We start from the raw sequence: 18,521 nt of genomic DNA, 5'->3' as shown, positions 1-18,521 counted from the left end.
CGCGCCGCAGATTGCGCCGGCGCCGGATTTCACTCTGCCAGCGCGGCGGGTTCATCCGATGCGGCATCGACCGTGGCATGATGCTTCAACGAACGGCCTTGCTGGACATTGGATCTGATGTCTTCCTTGGACAAGAAATCGATCTGTTCGACGATGACATCGTGAAACAGGGTCTCGCCGACCCGCGCGTTGAGCGATTCGAGAACCAGCGCCTTGAAGGCGTCGAGATCGAAGCTGACGATGTCGGGAAAACCGATAACCGGTTCGCCGACCAACGCCGTGTAAAGCGCGTCGGTGATGAGGTCGTCCACCGGAACGGTCAATGTCGCTGTCTTCAGCGGGTCGACCGTGTAGGACAACCGGGTAAGGAAATAGCCCTGAACCGCGCCACTGCTGATCACCGGAATCGAGTTGACTTCGCCACGCACGGTTTCCAGACCACCGAACATCGCCGGAGCCGGCTCCATATCGACGTCCTTGCTGGTCATCTGGGCGGAGAAATAAACCGACGCCAGGGCCACGCCGCAGATCCAGACACCGGTGACCAGGAGTTTGATCATGACAATTCTGAGATCCGGAACTGGTCTTCCGAATAGGTTCCGTCAGCTTCCGAGGCGGCAACGGTCTGCTTGATTATGTCCGTAACCTCGCGGACCGCATCCATATGCGCCTTGACCTTGATATTGTTGATTGCCAGCTTGGCTTTGACGCTGTCCAGTTGCGCCTGATGCGCCGGCTGGAGGACCGGCGGGCTGACGCCTGCAAACAGCATGGTCATATCGTAAAGACACCGGCTTTTGATTGAATTGGACCGGGCGAGATCGAACTGCGTATCGCTGCCAATGGCTGCGTTTTCCGCGTCAATGATTGCTTCGAGCCGCGACAGTACGCCGATGATGCGTTGGTCGTGAGAGTTTAGATCAGTCATGCTGTGTCAGGCCTCCGGCTGGATTGTTCGGTTGCGTCGGCAGCGTCATCAGGACCGGCTACATCCGCAAGAATCTGTTTTTGAACTTCATTGACAAGGCTCGTGGCCCGATTGGAGACGTTGGAGCCGATGGCATCGGCGGATTCGGGCTTGGGGACCGCATCAAAGCTGTTGCCCATCAGGCGGTCGGCAATGCCGATGCCGCCACCCTTGGCCAGCACGGCTCCAAGCTGTTCGGCCATCATGCCCTTCCAGATTTCACCGGACATGCCCTTGCCGTAAAGCTGTTCACTGTCCTTGGGCAGCATCGAACCGATGAAGTTCTGCAACATCATCGCCTCGAAGCGCTGGTAGGATTCGGCCTTCTTGTCGTCTGTGGAGACTGCGGCGGCGGAAGCGCGCAGATCTTGCAGTTCGGCGGAGGCCAGCAACTGGTGCTGAAAAGCCGGCGTTGCCGCGGCCTGTTCGGACTTGCGGATCGATGCAGCCTGGAGCACCGCTTCGGCCTTCTTCGCCACGGCGGGGTCGGCCGCACGAACGACGTCAAGAATGATATCGGTTGCCGTTTGTATGGACAAAGAGCTTCCCTCGCAGCAATTGACCGGAAATGATCAGGGATACAGTGCCTTATGAAGCTTACGCTGGCCTTGCGCGGCTGCGCCCGGAGGCCCAACATTTTGCCGGCACAGGCCGCATGCGGTTAGCGATTGCGGTGCCGGGCCTGCCCTATGCCCGGTCCCGCCCGGTTCACCGCGCCTGCCCGTCCGGAGCGGGGTGAGGCCAGAAGGCAGGGTTACAGCAATGTAGCCGCGTGTCAGTCCTGTGGCCGGCGCTGCAAGGCTCCTTCAAGAAGCTCAAGCAGGCTCTCATCGGTTGCCAGGCGATCCTCGACCTGGGCCGCCCTGTCCGCCTGGTCTTCCAGCCGATCCGCCTTGGTCCGTTCGGTCTGCACGCGTCGCTCCTGAATGGCCCTGGTGCCAGCAAGGAACTGCGACTTGGCGGAGAGCTTCTGAAAGCGCAGAGCGTACTGATGGGACATCGCCGCGTGGATAGGATTGAACGAGCCTACCGCCTCGACCAGGGCTTGCTGGGTTGCATCCGTCACGCCCTGTTCATGCACGGTGAAAGAGAGCTCGTTGACCGCCATGTGTTCCATCTGGCGCTGCACCCGGACCAGGCGGGCCAGCTTTTTCGCGCGCGAGGCCGCCATCTCAGATTGCCCCCATGAACAGCGTTTCGAAACCATCGGCAAACAGGGTGAGGAAGGTATTGATGCCGAAGAAAAGCAGGATCAGGCCGCCACACAGAATGAACGGAATGGAGATGAAGTAGACGGGAATCTGTGGCGCAAGCTTGTTGACCATGCCGATCGAGAGATTGAAAATCAGCCCATATACCAGGAACGGGCTGGCCAACCGGAGCACCAGCATGAAGGAGCCGGCCAGCGTGTCAGTCAAGGTCATCAAGGCGAGCCGGGGGTCGAATTCCGTGCCCATCGGCATGAAGCTGTAAGAGCGGACCAGCGAGCCGATGATCATGTGATGAAAATCGGTCAGGAACAGGATAAAGAGCGCGGCAAAGGTGATCAGCGAGGTGATGTGGCCTTCGGCTTCATTCTCGATGAGACCGCCGCCGGGCGCCGCATTGAAGCCGATCGCCATGGACATGCCGGTGCCGGCATATTGCAGCGCAAGAACGATATAACGGGCGACCAGACCGAACGTGACGCCAATCAGCATTTCGCTTCCGACAAGCAGGATGTAGACCCGGCCACCATCGCGCACATTTGGATAGATCGTATCCCAAAGCAGCGGCATCAACGCCAGGGAGACCGCGACAGCCAGGAACAGGCGGATCTGCAACGGCACGCGAAAACTGGAGAAGCCGGGCAGCACCATGAAACAGCCGCCGATCCGACAGAATGTCGCGAACAGGGCCAGCACAGTGCCTTCGGGGTCTTCGATCACGAGATCGCGCCGAGCAACTTGATTTCGATGCCCTTGGCAATTTCGACATGCGAGAGCACCGGCAAGGTTGCAAAAATCCGCTCGACGATCATGCGGACATAGGGACGCGAATCCGGAGATGTGACCAGAACGAAGGGAACGCCCTTGTCCATGAATTCGCGGATTACCTTGGTGGCTTCGCCGGAGAATTCCTCCAACATGCGCGGATCGATGTCGAACTCGATGATTTCACCCTTCGGATCGCGCTTGAGTGCCTGGTGGAAGGCCAGATCCCAGCGGTTGCCCAGCCTTAGCACATTGAGCTGGCCGTTGCGCGCGATGTCGCCGCAAAGCTGCTGGGCCATGCGGATCCGCACATGCTCGACAATCTGCTCGGTCTTGCGCACATGCGGCGCCAGTTCGGCCACCGCCTCAAGGATGAGGTGCAGGTTGCGGATCGACACGCGCTCGGCAAGCAGCAGTTTGAGAACCGCCTGGAAACCGGAATAGGACATGTGCGAGGTGCAGATCTCGTCAGCCAGCTTGCGGTATTCCGGGTCCAGCCGGTCGATCAGAATCTTCATGTCCTTGTAGGACAACAATTGCGGCAGATTGTTGCGGATGACTTCGGACAGATGCGTCAGCACAACGGAGACATTGTCAATCGGCTGGAAGCCCTCGCGTTTGAGATCTTCGCCAAAGTTCTCGGGAACCGACAAGGCCGGCAGTCCGAAGGCGGGCTCACGGATCTCGTCGCCGGGAAGCGAAGGACGATGGGTGCCGGCCAACACCACCAGCAGTTCGCCGACCCTGAGATCGTTGGCGGCCACGGTGGTTCCGTGAATACGGATATGGTAGCTCTTGTCCTTGATCGAGATGTCGTCGGTGACCTTGATCTCGGGGACCACGAAGCCGTACTGGGTTGCGAATTTCTTGCGCATCTTGGCGACGCGGAAAGCCAGCTCCTCGTGCGACCCGAGCAGCTTGGTGGCGACCTGCTTGCCCAGCACCAGTTCGATCTCGGCCGTCTTGAGGATGGATTTGACCGAATCCTTTTCCTTGTCTTTTTCTTCCTGCTCGCTGCGGTGGACTTCCTGGGCTTCCTTGCGCGCCTGCTGGTCGCGCTGCCGCGGAATAATCCAGCTGCCAAACGCCATGCCGGAGGCAAGGACAAAGAATGGCACGAACGGCAGGCCCGGCATCAGCGCCAGGAGAAAGAGCAGGCCGGAGGCGGCAAACAGCGCACGCGGATAGCCGCCGAGCTGGTCGATGACAGCTTCATCGGTCGAGCCGAGCTGGCCACCGCGCGACACCAAAAGACCCGCTGCCAGAGAGACGATCAGCGCCGGAATCTGACTGACCAGCCCGTCGCCCACCGACAGGCGCACGAACACATCGGCCGCCTCGCCGATCTGCATGTCATAACGGGCATAGCCGATGATGACGCCGCCGAACATGTTGATGCCGGTGATCAGCAGACCGGCAATCGCATCGCCGCGCACGAATTTCGATGCACCGTCCATCGAGCCAAAGAAGGAGCTTTCCATCTCGAGTTCGCGGCGACGGTCATGGGCCTGCTTTTCGTCGATCATACCGGCCGAGAGATCGGCATCGATGGCCATCTGTTTTCCCGGGATCGCATCAAGGGTAAAGCGGGCGCCGACTTCGGCAATACGGGTGGCGCCCTTGGTGATGACGATGAAGTTGACCGTGACCAGAATCAGAAACACGATAACGCCAATGACAAAGTCACCGGACATCACCATCTGCGAAAAGCCGCCGATGACATGTCCGGCCGCATCCGGACCAAGATGACCCTCCGACAGGATAACCCGTGTGGTCGCAATGTTGAGCGACAGCCGCATCATTGTTGCGATCAGCAGAATGGTCGGGAATGAGGAGAAGTCGAGAGGGCGCCTGATCCACAGTGCGACCATCAGGATAAGAACGGAAAAAGCGATCGAGAACGCCAGTCCGATATCGATCAGAAAAGCCGGGATTGGCAGAAACAGGATCGACAAGATGGTGACAATGCCGAAGGCAAAGCCCATGTCCTTGCCCTGAAAGCCTGTCTTCTGGATTGCCAGTGCCTGCGGGTTGGCCATATTTGCGGAACTCCGGAACACAACGCGGGCCTCATGCCCGCGCGATAGGTCAGGCGGACCCTAATGGGCGAAGCTTGTGCGAAGGTGTCAGACAACCCGCGCGCGCGGGAGGAAAACCGGTGTGGCAGCGCACAGACTGTGCTGCGCCGACCCGACTGCTCCGGGCCCGAATTCCCCACTGCGGAGCGGAATGGCGCCTTGCCTGCGCGCGGTCAGAAGCCGGATTCGATGCGCTGGAACACAATGTCGGTGAATGTGGAAATCTGGGCGCCGACGAAGGGGGCGGAAACCGCCACCGTGACCAGAATGGCAACGATCTTCGGCACGAAGGTCAGGGTGATTTCCTGGACCTGGGTCAAGGCCTGGACAAAGGCAATGCCGACACCGACGAACATCGCCACAAACACGGCCGGGCCCGAGCAGATCAGCACGGTCCAGATTGCCGTTTGAACAATATCGAGGGCGTCGGTTTCGTTCATCTTAGCGGATCGTCACGCCTGCACCGACAACAACCTTCTCGCCGTTGTCAAGCACGGCAATCAGACCGTCGGAATAGACCTTCACCTCGGAAACGACGCCGGTCACACTGCCATCGCCACTGGTCAAGGTGCGGCCGATGATTGAGCCGGCCTGGTTGAGCGTCGATGACTGCAACAGGCTTTCCAGATTCTTGTTGGTCTGGATCGTCTGCTCGACCTGGCTGAAGGTGGCAAGCTGGGCAATCTGTTCGGTCGCATCCATCGGATCGGTCGGATCCTGACTCTTCATCTGCTGGACCAGCAGGGTCAGGAACGTATCATAATCGAGCGTGGCCTTCTTCGCAGCCGATGTAGCTGCCGAAGCCGAAGCGTTGGTCGTGCTTGTGACTGCGTTCACGTCCATGGCGCCAACTCCTTGCGAATCTGTTCAATGGTTCCGGCTGACATTCCGGCCGTCTCGAGGATCTGCTCTTCGGTGGGATACAGCGCGCGGATCGCCTTGAGCGCCTCGAAGGCCCGTCCCTGGGTGACCATACCATCAATGTGCTTGAGTTCGGTCAGAACTTCTTCGTTCTTGAAACACGTCAGCAACATGACAACCGACTTGCGGAACATGTGCATGGCCTGGCCGGCGCCCTCGGGATTTATCAGCATCATCTGAACGATGAAATAGAGCTGCTTGAGCGGGGTGGTCGCCTGTTCCGGTTGCAAGACGTGGTTCTCGAGCAGAAAGGTCACGTCATTGAGGAACTCGAGCGCTACTTTCCGATCGACACGAAGCACAGCCCCGTTGATGAAAATGCGTTCTCCGGCCTTTAACGAAATGCGCAGTGAGCTTTTCATTTCAGCCCGTCCCTGATGATGATCGAGATATCGATGATGCCCTGGAAATTATCCGACTCACGCTTCCTGATGCGCTCCGTTTCCTTGATAATCCAGATGCCGATCGAAATCAGGTTTGCCCGAAGCTCCTGAGCCAGCTGATTGTCCGGAGACGCAAGATCCTCCACGAACCTCACCCACAGGCGACTGACAAAATAGACCGCTTCTACGGCATCGCGGGATTCCAGACCATTGGCCTTGGCTGCTGTCAGCAACGAAATCGAGTGGTTGATCGCCCCTCGCTCACGTTCCCGCGCTTCAGCAACACCATCCTCCTGAACATCCGCGTAGGAAAATTGGTACATTCAGACGCCCTTCATGTTTGTCACTATGACCCGGCTGATCCGGGTTATGCAGTTACAAGTAATTCATCAAACTCATCTGCTGAATCCGGGCGGTGAGCTTGTAGGAAGTCTCCACCTGGGCCAGCAGTGAATTCATCCGTGTGGAAGCCTCATAGGCATCCACACCTTCCACATCCCCCAGATGCAGGGTGATGATGCGTATCTGTGATTCCAGCGCGACATTCGCCTTGGAGATACGGTTTTCAGATACGCCAAGACCACTGCGCTCGCTGTCGATCCCGGTCACCGCACTGCCGGCATGCTTGATGGCGGCGGCGTTGACGGTGGTGCGGACCTCACTGGAGATGGGCGCATTCATCAGCTCGATTCCGATGACAGCGGCAAGGGCGAAGCTCCGCATGCCGGCTGTATTGGCATTGGTGCTTGAGTTCACCACCTCATTCTTCGAGATGCGGCTGGAGATGTTGACATCCGATGCACTGGACCAATTGGTGTTCCAGTCGACGCTGGCAAAGGATGCCTCCAGGTCGTCGAGGAAATCCTGCATATCGGTGACGCTGATGGCGCCCGCTGCTAGATCAGTCTGAGTGTGGCCGAATTTGGCAAAGAACGCCGCATCAAAAGCAGCCTTTGCCGCGGAGCCAGCCGCCTGGTAATCGTCGAGCGGCTTGATGTTGTTGTTGATGCCTGCAAACAGATATTCGCCGTTCGCCGACGTGTTGATGGCGACAGTGAAAGCATCAAGCGCGGATTCGACATCGCGGCGCGCGATAAACAGGCGGTTGGCGTCGTCGGCACCCTTGACGCCAATAAAGGCTTCCAACATCTGCTGGGCGCTGTCCGACATCAGGCTAAGCGACGCCTGCGAGGCGGAGAGCCGCTGGGTGACAATCGAATTGGAATCGCGGATGTTTTGGAGCCGGGCTACGTCCTGGTTGAGCCGAACGCTTGTCGAGGTCTGTGCACCAAGCGCCAGTCCGACATCCGCATGGCGGCCGGTGACGATCTCCGTCTGCAGCTTCTGCACTTCATTCTGACCGCGGCTGATGGTCAACCGCATTGCGTTCTGCATCGCCTGGTTGGATATGAAACTGGTTTTCATGACTCTACCTCACCGCGTTTATGAGTGTCTGCAGCATCTCATCAACCGCTGAAATCAGACGCGCGGAGGCCTTGTAGGACTGCTCCAGCTCAAGCAGCAGGGACATTTCCTCATCGAGAGATACGCCAGTCATGTTGGAATGGGCTTCGGTTGTACGGAACCGGGAAGCTTCGCGGGATTCAGCCGAGGTTTCGGCCTCGCTGCGATTGAGTTCCAGCCAGCCGATCGATTCCGCTGCAAATCCGGTGAGGCTGATCGAGGGCGAGAGTCCCACTGCCGGATCGAATCCGACCGGTGAGTCGAGCTTCTGGACATAGGCATCCAGTTTTGCCGAGTAGCCGGTCGCGCCCGATGGGTTGGCATTGTAGGCAGCGCCATTGATACCGCCATCACGCAGCAATTGCGGATTGCCGCCAAGCGAGGGAACCAGAGCGGGGTTGACCGTCAGGCTCGCCGCCAGCCCCGGCACCAATGTTGCGCCCGCAGGAACTGTGCCGCCGGCCCAGGTGAACAGACCGGGCATGTCGGGCAGCGCCGGGATAGCCGACTGATCGGTTTCGGCGAATGTGACAATCAGCGCCCGCGCCACCTCGTCGAGATGGCTCTGCATGGTGGTGGCGTAATCGTCGCGAACCTGGACAAGTGCCTGGAGCGAACCGCGCGCCGACGTCGTCGCACCCTGGCCGAGCGGCAGGGGTACGCCATCGATATAGATGTTCTTTCCCGCCACACTCGCCGAAAAACCCGCGGTTTTTTCGAAGGTCACCGGACGTGCCAGGGTTTCAAACAGCGTTGTGCCGTCTGCGGTGTAGAGCGCCATGTCATTGCCGCTGCGGGTGACCGATGTCACGCCGACAATGGCGGTAATCCGCTTGAGGAGCGAATCCCTCTCATCCAAATGGGAATTGACATCAGCGCCGGTCTTGGTGCCTCGATAGACCGCGGTGTTGGTCTCCTCGAACCGCGCCAGAAGCTCGTTGAGGGTATGCACCTGCCGGGCGATCTCCTGATCGGCCTCGTAGCGGACACTCTGGACCGCGGCGGATGCGTCGCGGAGCCCGTTGGCGACGACTGCAGCATCGGCAATGGCTGACTGGGCGAGCGTCGACTCTCCTGGCTTGGCGGAAAACGTCGCCAGGGTGTCACGCATGTTGGCGATCAGCGCTGCCGGCGATGTTTCGTAATCATTGCCACCAAGAATACTCTTCAGGTTGGTCAAGCCGTCCAGCAATGTCTGCTGTCCGCTGGCCATCGCCGTTCCAGTGATACTCTGATTGAAGAGCACCTGGTTCTGGGCGCGCTGAATCGAGACAACCTGAGCCCCAACAATGGATGTGCTGAGCACCGCATCGCGGCGGGCATAATTGGGATTGGAAGAGTTCGATATGTTGCGCGAGAGCACATTTGTCTGTGTCGCGTAATTCGACAAAGACGTTTGCGCAGTGTTGATGGCTGATGACAGTGACATTGATTATACTTTCTTCCTCCCGAGACGACACCTATCGCTTGAGATTGACCAGCACATCCAGCAAATCGGAACCTGTCTGGAATACCTTCGAGTTGGCGGTGTAACTGCGCTGCGAGGAGATCATGTCGGTCAGCTCGCTCGCCAAATCGACATTCGACCCTTCCTGAGCGCCCGAAATGATCTTGCCGAAGGAGCCGGAACTGCCAAAGCCCGTGGTCACCACACCGGAATCGATGCCTTGCGCATATACGTTGCCTGGCAGTGGACGCAGGTTGTTGGGACTGGCCACATTTGCAAGCGCGATGCGATACAAGGGATCGAGGTCACCATTCTCCTTCTTCGCATAGATGGTGCCATCGTCGGAGATCACCACATCAATGACCGCGCTGGGAGAGTTTCCATTGACGTCAGCACCGTCGACCGTGAACTTGTAGTTGAGCTGAGTCATATCCTTGAGATCAATCGTCAGCGATGCACCACCGGGCACGGCCAGCGTGATGTCCTTGGCACTGGCAGCGGTCAAAACACCATTGTTGGCCGGATCGAAATCCAGTGTGGTCGTGGCAAGGGCCGGAGACCCGTAGGGGAAGGACGTGCCGGCGGTGCCTGTCGCACGATCATAGACTGCAACTTCGAACGTATTGTCCGCAGTCTTTGTGTAGTAAAAATCAAGCAGCACTTCCTTGCCGAGATTGTCGTAAACGACCAGCGAACTCTTATGGGTGTACTCGGCTGTCGGCGAGTTCGTTGAAGGCAGCTGTGCCGCGGCAACAGCCGTTTCACTGGCATCAAGGTTGGCCTTGAAATTGCCGAGCGTCGACGGGGTTGCCGAGAGGCTTCCGGCCGAGATGTTGACCGGTACCAAGCCATCGAAACCATTGACAACCGGTGCGGGCACACCGCTGGTGTAGTCGTACCCCATCATCGTGAAGCCGGCGGCATTGACGAGATTGCCATCGCCATTGGGAATGAATGACCCAGCCCGGGTCAGAAACGGATTGCCGTTGGAATCACTGACGATGAAGAAGCCGTCGCCATCAATGGCCAGGTCAGTGGACGAGGTGGTGAACTGCAGCGGCCCAGCCTGATCGATGGAATAGCGAACATTGGTGTTTACGGCACCGGAATTGTAAGCACCGGCACTGCTTGGCAAGATCAAGGATGAGAAGGCAGTTGTCGCCTTCTTGTATCCGGGTGTACTCGAGTTGGCGATGTTGTCAGCAACCGTACTCAGGCGGTTTGCTTGTGCGTTCATTCCTGACGCGCCGGTTTGCATCATTCCGTAAAGGCTCATCGCATAATCCCTCGTTTTCGACTTGCTGCTAGATTAACGTGCGGGCCTTGCGTGAACCTGATTGCCTGCCACCCAGCGGTGACAATCAGCGGGCCGGCGCCCACTGATTTGTGCCGACTTACTTCCAGTCAATCAGGTAACCGAGGAACCGCTTCGAATCGATCGGGTCATACCCAAGCCGCTTGCGCAACTTCTTGCGCAGCTTGGAGATGTGGCTCTCGACGACGTTTTCCTCAACATCTTCATCGAAGATGCCGTAGATAGCATTGAAGATCTGCTGCTTGGTGACCCGGCGGCCGCGGTTTGCCACCAGATATTCCAGAATACGCCGCTCGCGCCTGGGAAGAGCGAAAACACGGTTTTCAATCTCGGGATCACGGCCATCGGAGAAAACCCGGATGGGGCCAATTTCCGTATGGGTCGTCAGCGCAGTAAGGCGCCGGCGAATGGCCGCAGCACGTGCCAGGATTTCCCGAGGGTGGACCGGCTTGCGGACAACGTCGTCAACGCCGCTGTCATAGAATGCAAGCGTCGATTCAAGGGAGGGCGTATCGCTTACCGCAATCACCGGTGCCTGCGAGCGATCCCGGATCGCCCGCGGCAGATCCGTCATCTTCTGCCCCTGACCAATGAGGAATGCCTCTACCGCGTCAAGATCCGAATCTGCGGCGGTGTGAACCCACTCCCCGAATTCGACGGAATCAAAACTTGCTGAAGGAACGCCCTCTCGCCCAAAAAGGGACGTGTAGCCGTCTTTTACCAATTGTCGATCATCAACCACTACGATCATTCGTTTGCCTCCGAATCAGTGTGATGCCTCTTCGCAGTAAGAAGTACGAATCCGCTGAATCGCGGTAAACTATTAAAATCGCATGGTTTGTTTTAATAATTGATTAACCATGTTTTCCGCTGATTTGGCTATATATGGTATGCGACGCGCGCACAGACACAATTTGTCACTGGAAAAGTTAACAAATGGTTAATTTTTTGCTTGTCGTGTTAACACATGCCCAAATCTTGCCAAATTGCCGGAGTTGGGCCAAATCGAGGCAAATACCCTTTTTAGTTGTGTCCGTTGCAAAATGAATCCGCTTGGCTGGTCCAGGCACCATGGCCGCTGGCGATGAGGTTTGAAATCACCCGGCAGACGTAACGTTTCTGGGCCGGATCATTGTTGGGGCCTGCGTGATAGCGCGCGACAGCCATCGTCCATGTTTCGTGGCGGTCATGCAGCCGTGCGAGAAATCTGGCGGCATATTCCACGTTTGCACGCGGATCGAGCATGGCGTCGACAGAGGTAAACTCGGCTCCGTGATAGCGGTGATTGATCTGCATGCATCCCAGATCGATCAAGGTCTTGCCTTCGGCGCGCGCGCGCTCGAACGCGCGCAGCGCTTCGCCACGGTTCCTGGCATAAACGGTGCGGCCCTCAATGTTGAGCGCATAGGGATAGAGCGCGCCCTTGCGGCCTGTCTCGGTCAATCCAACGGAATGCAGGATGCCCGGCGGCACGCCCCAGGTCCGGGCAGCGGCCAGGATCTCAGCCTCGCAGACACCGTCTGTCGCCGCGTCAGCATGACGGGGCGCCAAAGCGTCACAGATAAACACCGTCAGTGCGGCCAGCAGCAGTATTCGGATTATGCTCACGACCCTGACCCTTTTGCTCATTGGATGTTTGACGGCCGGTGCTGTTGCCGCCACTCTCGCCACCGGATGACTGAGCGTCACCTGACCCCTGTCCCTGCTGGCTGCCCTGGAAGCCTGATTGCGGCATCTGGCCGGAGGAGCGATCAGCCCCAGCCACATGCTGGACAGTGATCTGCTCTACGCCGTAGCCCTGCCCCCGCAGCGCCTTGATGATGGATTGGGTATCGTCCTTGAGCTGACGATAGGCTTCTGCTGTTTCGACCTTGATCTCGACAGACAGATCTTCACCGGTCAGCTTGAGGACAGCCGTTACGCTGCCAAGCGAAACCGGATTGAGTTGAAGCTTGAGGGTATGCAGCATCTGTCCCGCTTGCGGCTGCCCAACCAGGCCGAGGCTCTGAGCCGGCGCCATTCGCTGCGCTGCCAAGGCGGCCCCCCCGGCGTCTGCCAATGATCCGGCCAGCATCTGGGCGTTGGCAGACAGTGACAGAGCGGGCATGAAGCGCCTGTTCTCTATGACTTCCACCTTTGCAGATTTCGAGGCGCCGTTGTCTTCCGCCTTCCGCTCCATGCCTTCACCGAGCCGGTTGCCGTCTTGACCACGCAGTGAAACCTTGGCGGCGGCTGCAGCTGGCGCGGCGGCCTCAGCCGAAAGCCCCAGCGTCCGCATGGCTTCCTTGACAGCCGCTGGGTCTGCTGCCCCAGTCGCTGCCTGAGGTTTGGTGCGTGACGGCGCATTCCGGGTTGCCCCGGCCTCGGCACCACCTGATGCCAACACCGCAGGTGCTGTTTTCGCATCTGCGGAGACCGGCATGGCCTTGACCGTTCCAGTTGCCGGGCTAAGGGTGCGGGTGCCGTCTGCGGGTGCAACGGGTCGCTCAGGCGCCTGCCTGACGACAGCAGCAGGATCAATATTCTTCCCGATCTCCACACTGGTCACACTGTTGGCGGGCGCAAGGGCTGGCCCGGCGCCGGCATCAGCTGCGGCGGCTGCATCGGGCTCAACCGTATCCGGAGAAGCCGGTGCGCTGACTGAAGGCTGATCGGGGCTTTCCTGCCCCGCTGGCACTCCCAACTCAACCGATGTTTCTGCGGATGTCTCGCCGGAATAGGCGGCACTGGACCTGAGGGCTGACAACAGGCTCAGCATCTCATCGTGCTGAGCCGCGTCGGCTTCAAGCCGATCCTGTGCGACCGCCGATGCATCCACGTTTTCGGTCTGGTCAATCGCCTCGGCCGTGTCCCGGTCGGCGGCGGCATTTCGCTGTTGCTTCGACAGTGCGGCAGAGAAGGCATCGTTGCGCCCGGCACCGGTCCTGTCATCACGGTTGGCACCTTCTTCATTATTGGCAGTCGGGCGTGCCGGCACCTGCCGCTGCAATACCATATCCAAAGCACTCACGACGCCGTGTCCTCCTCAATTCCCTCAAGCAACTTGTCTATGCGCTCAAGTGTTTGCTTCCGGTCCGATACATATCCCTTGAATGCATCGTCCTCGGCGACTTCGTTGACTTCGCCGCGGGAGGTTGGCGACTTGAAAATCGGGTCAGCCTGCTTCTCACCGCCGACAATGGCTTTGCCGCTTTCCGGCTGCTCCAGAATGGCGGGCAATGCTTGTGTGAGGCTGTCGAGAACAGGTTTACGCACCACTTCATTGGCGATCACCCGTGCGGCTTCCCGCAACGCGCGATCGCGCTGTGAAAGCCTGCGTTCAGACAGCCCGTCGAGGCTGGTGAGCGCGCCATTCACATCATCGGTGGTAATCTTTGCCATGCCGGAATAAAGCTCCGTCATCACCTGCGGGGTCTTGTCGCTTGCGGTGAGCAACGTCTCTGCCTTGTCAGACGCAAACATGGCCAGGTCGCGAAGCCCCCGGATGACCGCCTTGCGGGCAATGCGCAGATAGACTTCACGTTTGCGCGGCCGGTCCATGAAGGACAGGATTTCACCCAACCCTTGCTCGCCCACCTTGGCGTAATGGTGCACCACGAGATCGACCAGCAGGTCAGCATACTGACCCGCATAAGGGGAATTGATGAAACGCCGCGCATACAGCCGGGCATAATGCAGCGCCTCATCCACCATTTCCTTGTGTGCGGCGATGAACAAGGATCGCCGCAGGGCGGCCTCCTCGAGCAAAGTGCCCGGCGCGGTCAACCGCGCCCAATCGAACAGTTCCAGCGCCGCCACATCATTTCTCGAGGCGGTTACATTGGCGGCCACCAGGGTGATGTAGGGCCCGATTTCGGTATCGCGGTAGATCTCCACCACCTCGGCCAGCGAGGTTGTGGTCGTGGCTGCGCGCCCATTGAGGTAAGACCGGAGTACGGTGGTGACTTCGTTGTCAAAATTCCCGAACTTGTCCCTGATGGCGAGGATGTCAAGCGTTGCCGGATTCCCGCCACTCATGGCGTAGATCAGCGCGGCATCGACATTGCGCGGGTCGTCGAAGACCTCCTGCTTGGCCTGGCGCAGGCGGCTGTCGATCACACCGATGAGGAAGCGCTGCATCTCCATTGCCGAGTGGTCGCCATGGACGACGGAGTCCTGAACAAACTGCAAGGAGCGTACCAGCTTGTAAGGTTCGAGAACCTCCATCTGTCCTGCCATGCTAAAGTCGGCATCCACCGGTTCGCCGGCTGCAGCGGCTTCCGTCGCACTCTCGGCCGCTTCCACAGAAGTGGGTTCGGCCGCGTCGCTGACGGCCGCTTGCTCCGATGCAAACGCCGGAACGGCGCCGGCCGCATGAACGCCAGGCTCTGCCTCAGCCGGCTGCGGTTCAGCCCATGCTCCGAATGCGAACATCGCCGCAAAAGCAGCGAAGCTCAATCGGGCCAGATGAGTTACGGGGCGCACCCTCAACTTCCTTCAGGTTCAACGAGTATTTCGATCCGGCGGTTGACTTCGGCATAGGGATTGTCGGGATCCTTGAGACGCCGGTCGGCGAATCCCGTGACCTGGATAACCCGTTCCTCGGCAATACCGCCGCGGACCAGCATGAACAGCGCCGAGCGGGCGCGCGCCGTCGACAAGCGCCAGTTGTCATCATTGCCGGATGTGAAAGGCCGTGCGTCGGTGTGACCGCGAATGGCGATCGCTCCGGGCCGCTTTGCCAGCAACTGGCCGATTTTCTCCATAGCAATCACCAGCTCCCGTTCCGGAACCGCCGAGCCTACCTTGAACATGCCGAAATCCAGCTGATCCGTGATCGACACCAGAAGCCCGTCCACGGTAGGCGTGACCGTCAGGCCGTCAGCGAGTTTGCCAACGTCGCCACCAAGCGCCTTTGCAATTTCATCCCTGAGGCTGTCGGCCTCGGCCATCGCGACACTGGCGTCCGGTTCGGGCGCGCTGTCTGCAACGGCCGGATCAGTCACATCCTGCTGGCCAAGTTCGTCAACCGCATCGAACGGCTGCGGGTTGGTCGGGTAACCGTCATCGTCGACCATCGCCTGGCTTTCGGCAAGCTCCTGCCGTTCCTGCTCGACCTGCTTGTTCCAGAAGTCCGGATCGAAGGGGTCTCGATAGGCGTCGCCGCCGGAGGCGCCGGAGGCCGGTCCCGATTGCTGCGCGCCGCCATCTCCCTTTTCGGAAATATTGGTTTGAGTCCCGGTTTCCTGGGCGATTTCGGCCAGCACGGAATAGGGATTCTCGAAATAGTCCGATTCCGAATATTCCTGCTTTTCACCCGCCGTGCTGTTTTCCTGATTGCCGATGTCCGCGGCCTGTCCATCGGATTTTCCATCGCCATCCGATTTGGATTTCGGCGCCTTTGCCTCCCCATCCTGGGTGTTTCCGACCTGCTTGACGCCGCGGTCAGTCGGCTTTTCGTCCATCAGTTTGATCGGGTTGAAATAGCTCGCGATGGAAGCCTTGCTTTCTTCATTGGCAGCATTGACCAGCCACATGACCAGAAAAAACGCCATCATGGCTGTCATGAAGTCGGCATAGGCGATTTTCCACACACCACCGGAATGACCTTCGTCGCTGCCGCCACCGCGGCGTTTGACGATGATGATCTCGTTCTTTCCCTGATGAGTGGAGGTGCCATCGCTCATGTAAGCGCCTCAGCCAACACCCTTGACCACTCCGACAGACGGCTGGAAAAACGGGTGTTATCGACATCAACCTCGATGTCAAAGCCATCCGTCTCATGAACAACAAGGCGCGCGGGATCACCCTCAACCAGCTCGCCCAATGCTGCAACAAGTTCCGCAGGTCCGCGCACGTGGATTTTCTCTGCGGTCTCAAGCGCCAGCGCTTTGCGGATTTCGCCGGAAAGGACATCAAGAAGGTTCTTGCGTACGGTCTGGTCGACCAGGGGCGCCAGCACAGCTTCAACATCGCTTGCAATCTGCTCTGCGATTTGTGCATTTCTTGCACAGATGATGTCAGGAATTGTCTTGGCTGCGAGTGTTTCCAGCTCTTCCCTCAGAGCCACCAGTTCGGCGGCATGAAGATCTTCAATGGCCAGGTGTTCCGCCTCGAACTGACGGGTCAGCTCGGCCCGAGCCTCGGCTTCGCCCTCTGCCCTGGCCTCGGCACGAATGCTCTCGATATCAAGGCTTGGCAGAGCTGCGGGTCTGGACGCATCGTCTTGATGTTGACCGGCATGGATTCCATTCATGCCGGAGAACTCGAAGTCCGGCAAATAACGAGCGAAGCTGGCCGTCATGAACGTCTCCGTTTGCTGGCGATTGCTGACGGTGGCGGATTCAACTTCTTTCCCTTCATGAAGCGAAGGCGAGACGGCTTTTTCCGACTGCGCCTTCATGCGCGTGGGAAACCTAAAGGGCAAAACTTGTGTGAGAATGACTTCAGGCTGCCCGACCTGATGAATGGCGACTGCCTCACACAAATAGTTTGCCGCTGGCCCGCACCAAGGGCAATTTTGGCGCGGACCAGCTGATCCACCATGTCCGTTGACCGGCGGCACGGCGGAATTCAATCATCCGGCTCGCTCACCAAGTGAGCCGTTCCCAGTTTAATTCTGGAAGAGTGACAGGATGTTCTGTGAGTTGGTGTTGGCGATTGACAGCGACTGAATGCCGAGCTGCTGCTGTGTCTGCAGGGCCTTGAGGCGGGTCGATTCCTCGTTCATGTCCGCATCGACAAGGCGGCCGATGCCACTGTTGATGGAGTCCATCAGATTGGCGACGAAGTCTTCCTGCATCGAGACACGCTTGTTGATCGCGCCAAGGTTGGATGCCGCATCGGTCATCTTGAGCAAGATCGAGTCGACAACCCGGATCATGGAAGTGACTTCACCATCCGTGGTGCCCGCAGTCAGCTTGATCTCGGAGCCACCCGCTGGAGTGGCCGCGCCGTTGTCGAGCAGAAAGAAGTCACCGTCTGCCGAGGCGCCATCGGGGTCAAGCGCATCGGAATCGACGTCCGCGGTCAGCAGTCCGTTTGCTGCATCGCCCAGCGCGGACGCAATCAGGGTGGTCTTCGCGGTGTCGACGTCAAGCGTGGTCACGGTGACGTTGTTGCCGGCGTCACGGTTGAAGCCGCCGACGATTTCCTTGACACCCGGAGCAGCAGCGGTGGTGTTGTTGAGCCAGTTTTCACCGGAGAACGAAGCTGATTCAGAGATCGAGATCAGCTGGTTCTTGAGCTCTGTCAGTTCCTTGTCGATCTTGGTCTTGTCAACGCCAGGCTCGCGGGCTGCAACCAGCTTTGCCTTGATCTCAGAAACCACGTCGATCGAGGCGCTCATACCGGTGTAGGCAATATCGACCTTGGCGGCACCGAGGCCGAGAGCGTCTTTCACGGTCGAAAGCGCCTTGTTGTCGGAGCGCATGGTGGTTGCAATCGACCAATAGGCGGCATTGTCACCGGCTGTATGGACGCGATAGCCCGAAGACACACGCGCTTGCGTCGTCTCCAATTCGGAGTTGATTGTACGAAGTGTTTGCAGAGCAGCCATAGCGGCTGCGTTCGTCATAATACTGGTCATTGTTAAATGCCCCCTAAAATTGCCCAGGGACATACCGGCCACAATTCCGGTTACGATGATCTAGCTTCATGCTCCCGGTTTGGACCCTGTCCAGACATGCCGGTTCATCGTTGGTTACCAAGATGTAAATTCTTATGGTTAATGAGAGGTTAATTCAACCCCCAAATTTGCTAATGGAAACACGGCATTACAAAAATATCCACAAAAAGAAAGCCGCATCGTTTCCGATGCGGCTTTCCCGTGGCTGTTCCGGTGTGTCCGCCCAGCGGCGGCCCCGGCCTGGCTGCTCTTAACGGAACAGCGACAGGATGTTTTCCGAATTGGAGTTGGCAATCGACAGTGACTGAATGCCGAGCTGCTGCTGTGTCTGCAGAGCCTTGAGGCGGGTCGATTCCTCGTTCATGTC

General features: G+C 58.6%; 21 protein-coding genes. All 21 read right to left on the bottom strand.

Features of this window, described 5'->3' with window-relative positions; genetic code table 11:
- Positions 1–29 precede the first annotated feature (29 nt).
- Positions 30–560: a hypothetical protein gene (locus PZ897_RS18230; RefSeq protein ID WP_275754128.1), complete on the bottom strand. Its 531-nt coding sequence runs from the start codon at positions 558–560 to the stop codon at positions 30–32.
- A complete protein-coding gene (locus tag PZ897_RS18225) occupies positions 557–928 on the bottom strand; it encodes a hypothetical protein (RefSeq protein WP_275754127.1) in 372 nt (123 codons plus the stop codon). The genes PZ897_RS18230 and PZ897_RS18225 overlap by 4 nt, the downstream gene beginning before the upstream one ends.
- Complete coding sequence (locus PZ897_RS18220; protein WP_275754124.1) at positions 925–1,506, bottom strand: rod-binding protein; 582 nt, start codon at positions 1,504–1,506, stop codon at positions 925–927. The genes PZ897_RS18225 and PZ897_RS18220 overlap by 4 nt, the downstream gene beginning before the upstream one ends.
- 236 nt (positions 1,507–1,742) lie before the next feature.
- The gene (locus PZ897_RS18215; protein ID WP_275754122.1) at positions 1,743–2,138 is read right to left on the bottom strand and encodes a hypothetical protein; all 396 of its coding nucleotides are present in this window, start codon (positions 2,136–2,138) and stop codon (positions 1,743–1,745) included.
- Between the two features lies 1 nt (position 2,139).
- On the bottom strand, positions 2,140–2,895 hold the full coding sequence (fliR, locus tag PZ897_RS18210; RefSeq protein WP_275754120.1) for a flagellar biosynthetic protein FliR: 756 nt from the start codon (positions 2,893–2,895) through the stop codon (positions 2,140–2,142).
- Positions 2,892–4,979, bottom strand: a complete 2,088-nt coding sequence (flhA, locus tag PZ897_RS18205; protein ID WP_275754119.1) for a flagellar biosynthesis protein FlhA — start codon at positions 4,977–4,979, stop codon at positions 2,892–2,894. The genes fliR and flhA overlap by 4 nt, the downstream gene beginning before the upstream one ends.
- Before the next feature lie 212 nt (positions 4,980–5,191).
- Positions 5,192–5,458 (bottom strand): flagellar biosynthesis protein FliQ, encoded by a 267-nt coding sequence (gene fliQ / locus PZ897_RS18200; RefSeq protein WP_275754117.1) that lies wholly within the window; start codon positions 5,456–5,458, stop codon positions 5,192–5,194.
- A gap of 1 nt (position 5,459) precedes the next feature.
- On the bottom strand, positions 5,460–5,861 hold the full coding sequence (gene flgD, locus PZ897_RS18195; RefSeq protein ID WP_275754115.1) for a flagellar hook assembly protein FlgD: 402 nt from the start codon (positions 5,859–5,861) through the stop codon (positions 5,460–5,462).
- Positions 5,852–6,301, bottom strand: coding sequence for a flagellar biosynthesis repressor FlbT (flbT, locus tag PZ897_RS18190; protein WP_275754114.1), 450 nt, complete (start codon positions 6,299–6,301; stop codon positions 5,852–5,854). Before flbT ends, flgD begins: the two co-directional genes overlap by 10 nt.
- Positions 6,298–6,645: a flagellar biosynthesis regulator FlaF gene (gene flaF / locus PZ897_RS18185; RefSeq protein WP_275754111.1), complete on the bottom strand. Its 348-nt coding sequence runs from the start codon at positions 6,643–6,645 to the stop codon at positions 6,298–6,300. Before flaF ends, flbT begins: the two co-directional genes overlap by 4 nt.
- 52 nt (positions 6,646–6,697) lie before the next feature.
- Positions 6,698–7,747, bottom strand: a complete 1,050-nt coding sequence (locus tag PZ897_RS18180) for a flagellar hook-associated family protein (protein ID WP_275754110.1) — start codon at positions 7,745–7,747, stop codon at positions 6,698–6,700.
- A 4-nt stretch (positions 7,748–7,751) separates the two neighbouring features.
- Complete coding sequence (flgK, locus tag PZ897_RS18175; RefSeq protein ID WP_275754108.1) at positions 7,752–9,215, bottom strand: flagellar hook-associated protein FlgK; 1,464 nt, start codon at positions 9,213–9,215, stop codon at positions 7,752–7,754.
- Between the two features lie 31 nt (positions 9,216–9,246).
- Positions 9,247–10,509, bottom strand: a complete 1,263-nt coding sequence (locus PZ897_RS18170; protein ID WP_275754106.1) for a flagellar hook protein FlgE — start codon at positions 10,507–10,509, stop codon at positions 9,247–9,249.
- 118 nt (positions 10,510–10,627) lie between these two features.
- Positions 10,628–11,299 (bottom strand): winged helix-turn-helix domain-containing protein, encoded by a 672-nt coding sequence (locus tag PZ897_RS18165; protein WP_275754104.1) that lies wholly within the window; start codon positions 11,297–11,299, stop codon positions 10,628–10,630.
- 272 nt (positions 11,300–11,571) lie between these two features.
- On the bottom strand, positions 11,572–12,117 hold the full coding sequence (locus PZ897_RS18160; RefSeq protein WP_275754569.1) for a transglycosylase SLT domain-containing protein: 546 nt from the start codon (positions 12,115–12,117) through the stop codon (positions 11,572–11,574).
- Positions 12,104–13,558 carry a flagellar hook-length control protein FliK gene (locus PZ897_RS18155; protein WP_275754103.1) on the bottom strand — a complete coding sequence of 485 codons (1,455 nt, stop codon included), beginning with the start codon at positions 13,556–13,558 and terminating at the stop codon, positions 12,104–12,106. Before PZ897_RS18155 ends, PZ897_RS18160 begins: the two co-directional genes overlap by 14 nt.
- On the bottom strand, positions 13,555–15,012 hold the full coding sequence (locus PZ897_RS18150) for a chemotaxis protein (RefSeq protein WP_275754101.1): 1,458 nt from the start codon (positions 15,010–15,012) through the stop codon (positions 13,555–13,557). The genes PZ897_RS18155 and PZ897_RS18150 overlap by 4 nt, the downstream gene beginning before the upstream one ends.
- 2 nt (positions 15,013–15,014) lie before the next feature.
- Positions 15,015–16,214: a flagellar motor protein MotB gene (locus tag PZ897_RS18145; RefSeq protein WP_275754100.1), complete on the bottom strand. Its 1,200-nt coding sequence runs from the start codon at positions 16,212–16,214 to the stop codon at positions 15,015–15,017.
- Positions 16,211–16,930 (bottom strand): hypothetical protein, encoded by a 720-nt coding sequence (locus tag PZ897_RS18140; protein ID WP_275754098.1) that lies wholly within the window; start codon positions 16,928–16,930, stop codon positions 16,211–16,213. Before PZ897_RS18140 ends, PZ897_RS18145 begins: the two co-directional genes overlap by 4 nt.
- Positions 16,931–17,140: 210 nt before the next feature.
- Positions 17,141–18,115: a flagellin gene (locus tag PZ897_RS18135; RefSeq protein WP_275754096.1), complete on the bottom strand. Its 975-nt coding sequence runs from the start codon at positions 18,113–18,115 to the stop codon at positions 17,141–17,143.
- Between the two features lie 289 nt (positions 18,116–18,404).
- Positions 18,405–18,521 (bottom strand): flagellin (locus PZ897_RS18130; protein WP_275754568.1); only part of this gene is annotated, 117 nt, incomplete at its 5' end.

Origin of the sequence: Hoeflea sp. YIM 152468 (genome assembly GCF_029210485.1) — a bacterium.
Lineage (GTDB): Bacteria > Pseudomonadota > Alphaproteobacteria > Rhizobiales > Rhizobiaceae > Hoeflea.
This window is presented reverse-complemented; position numbering and strand designations above follow the sequence as displayed.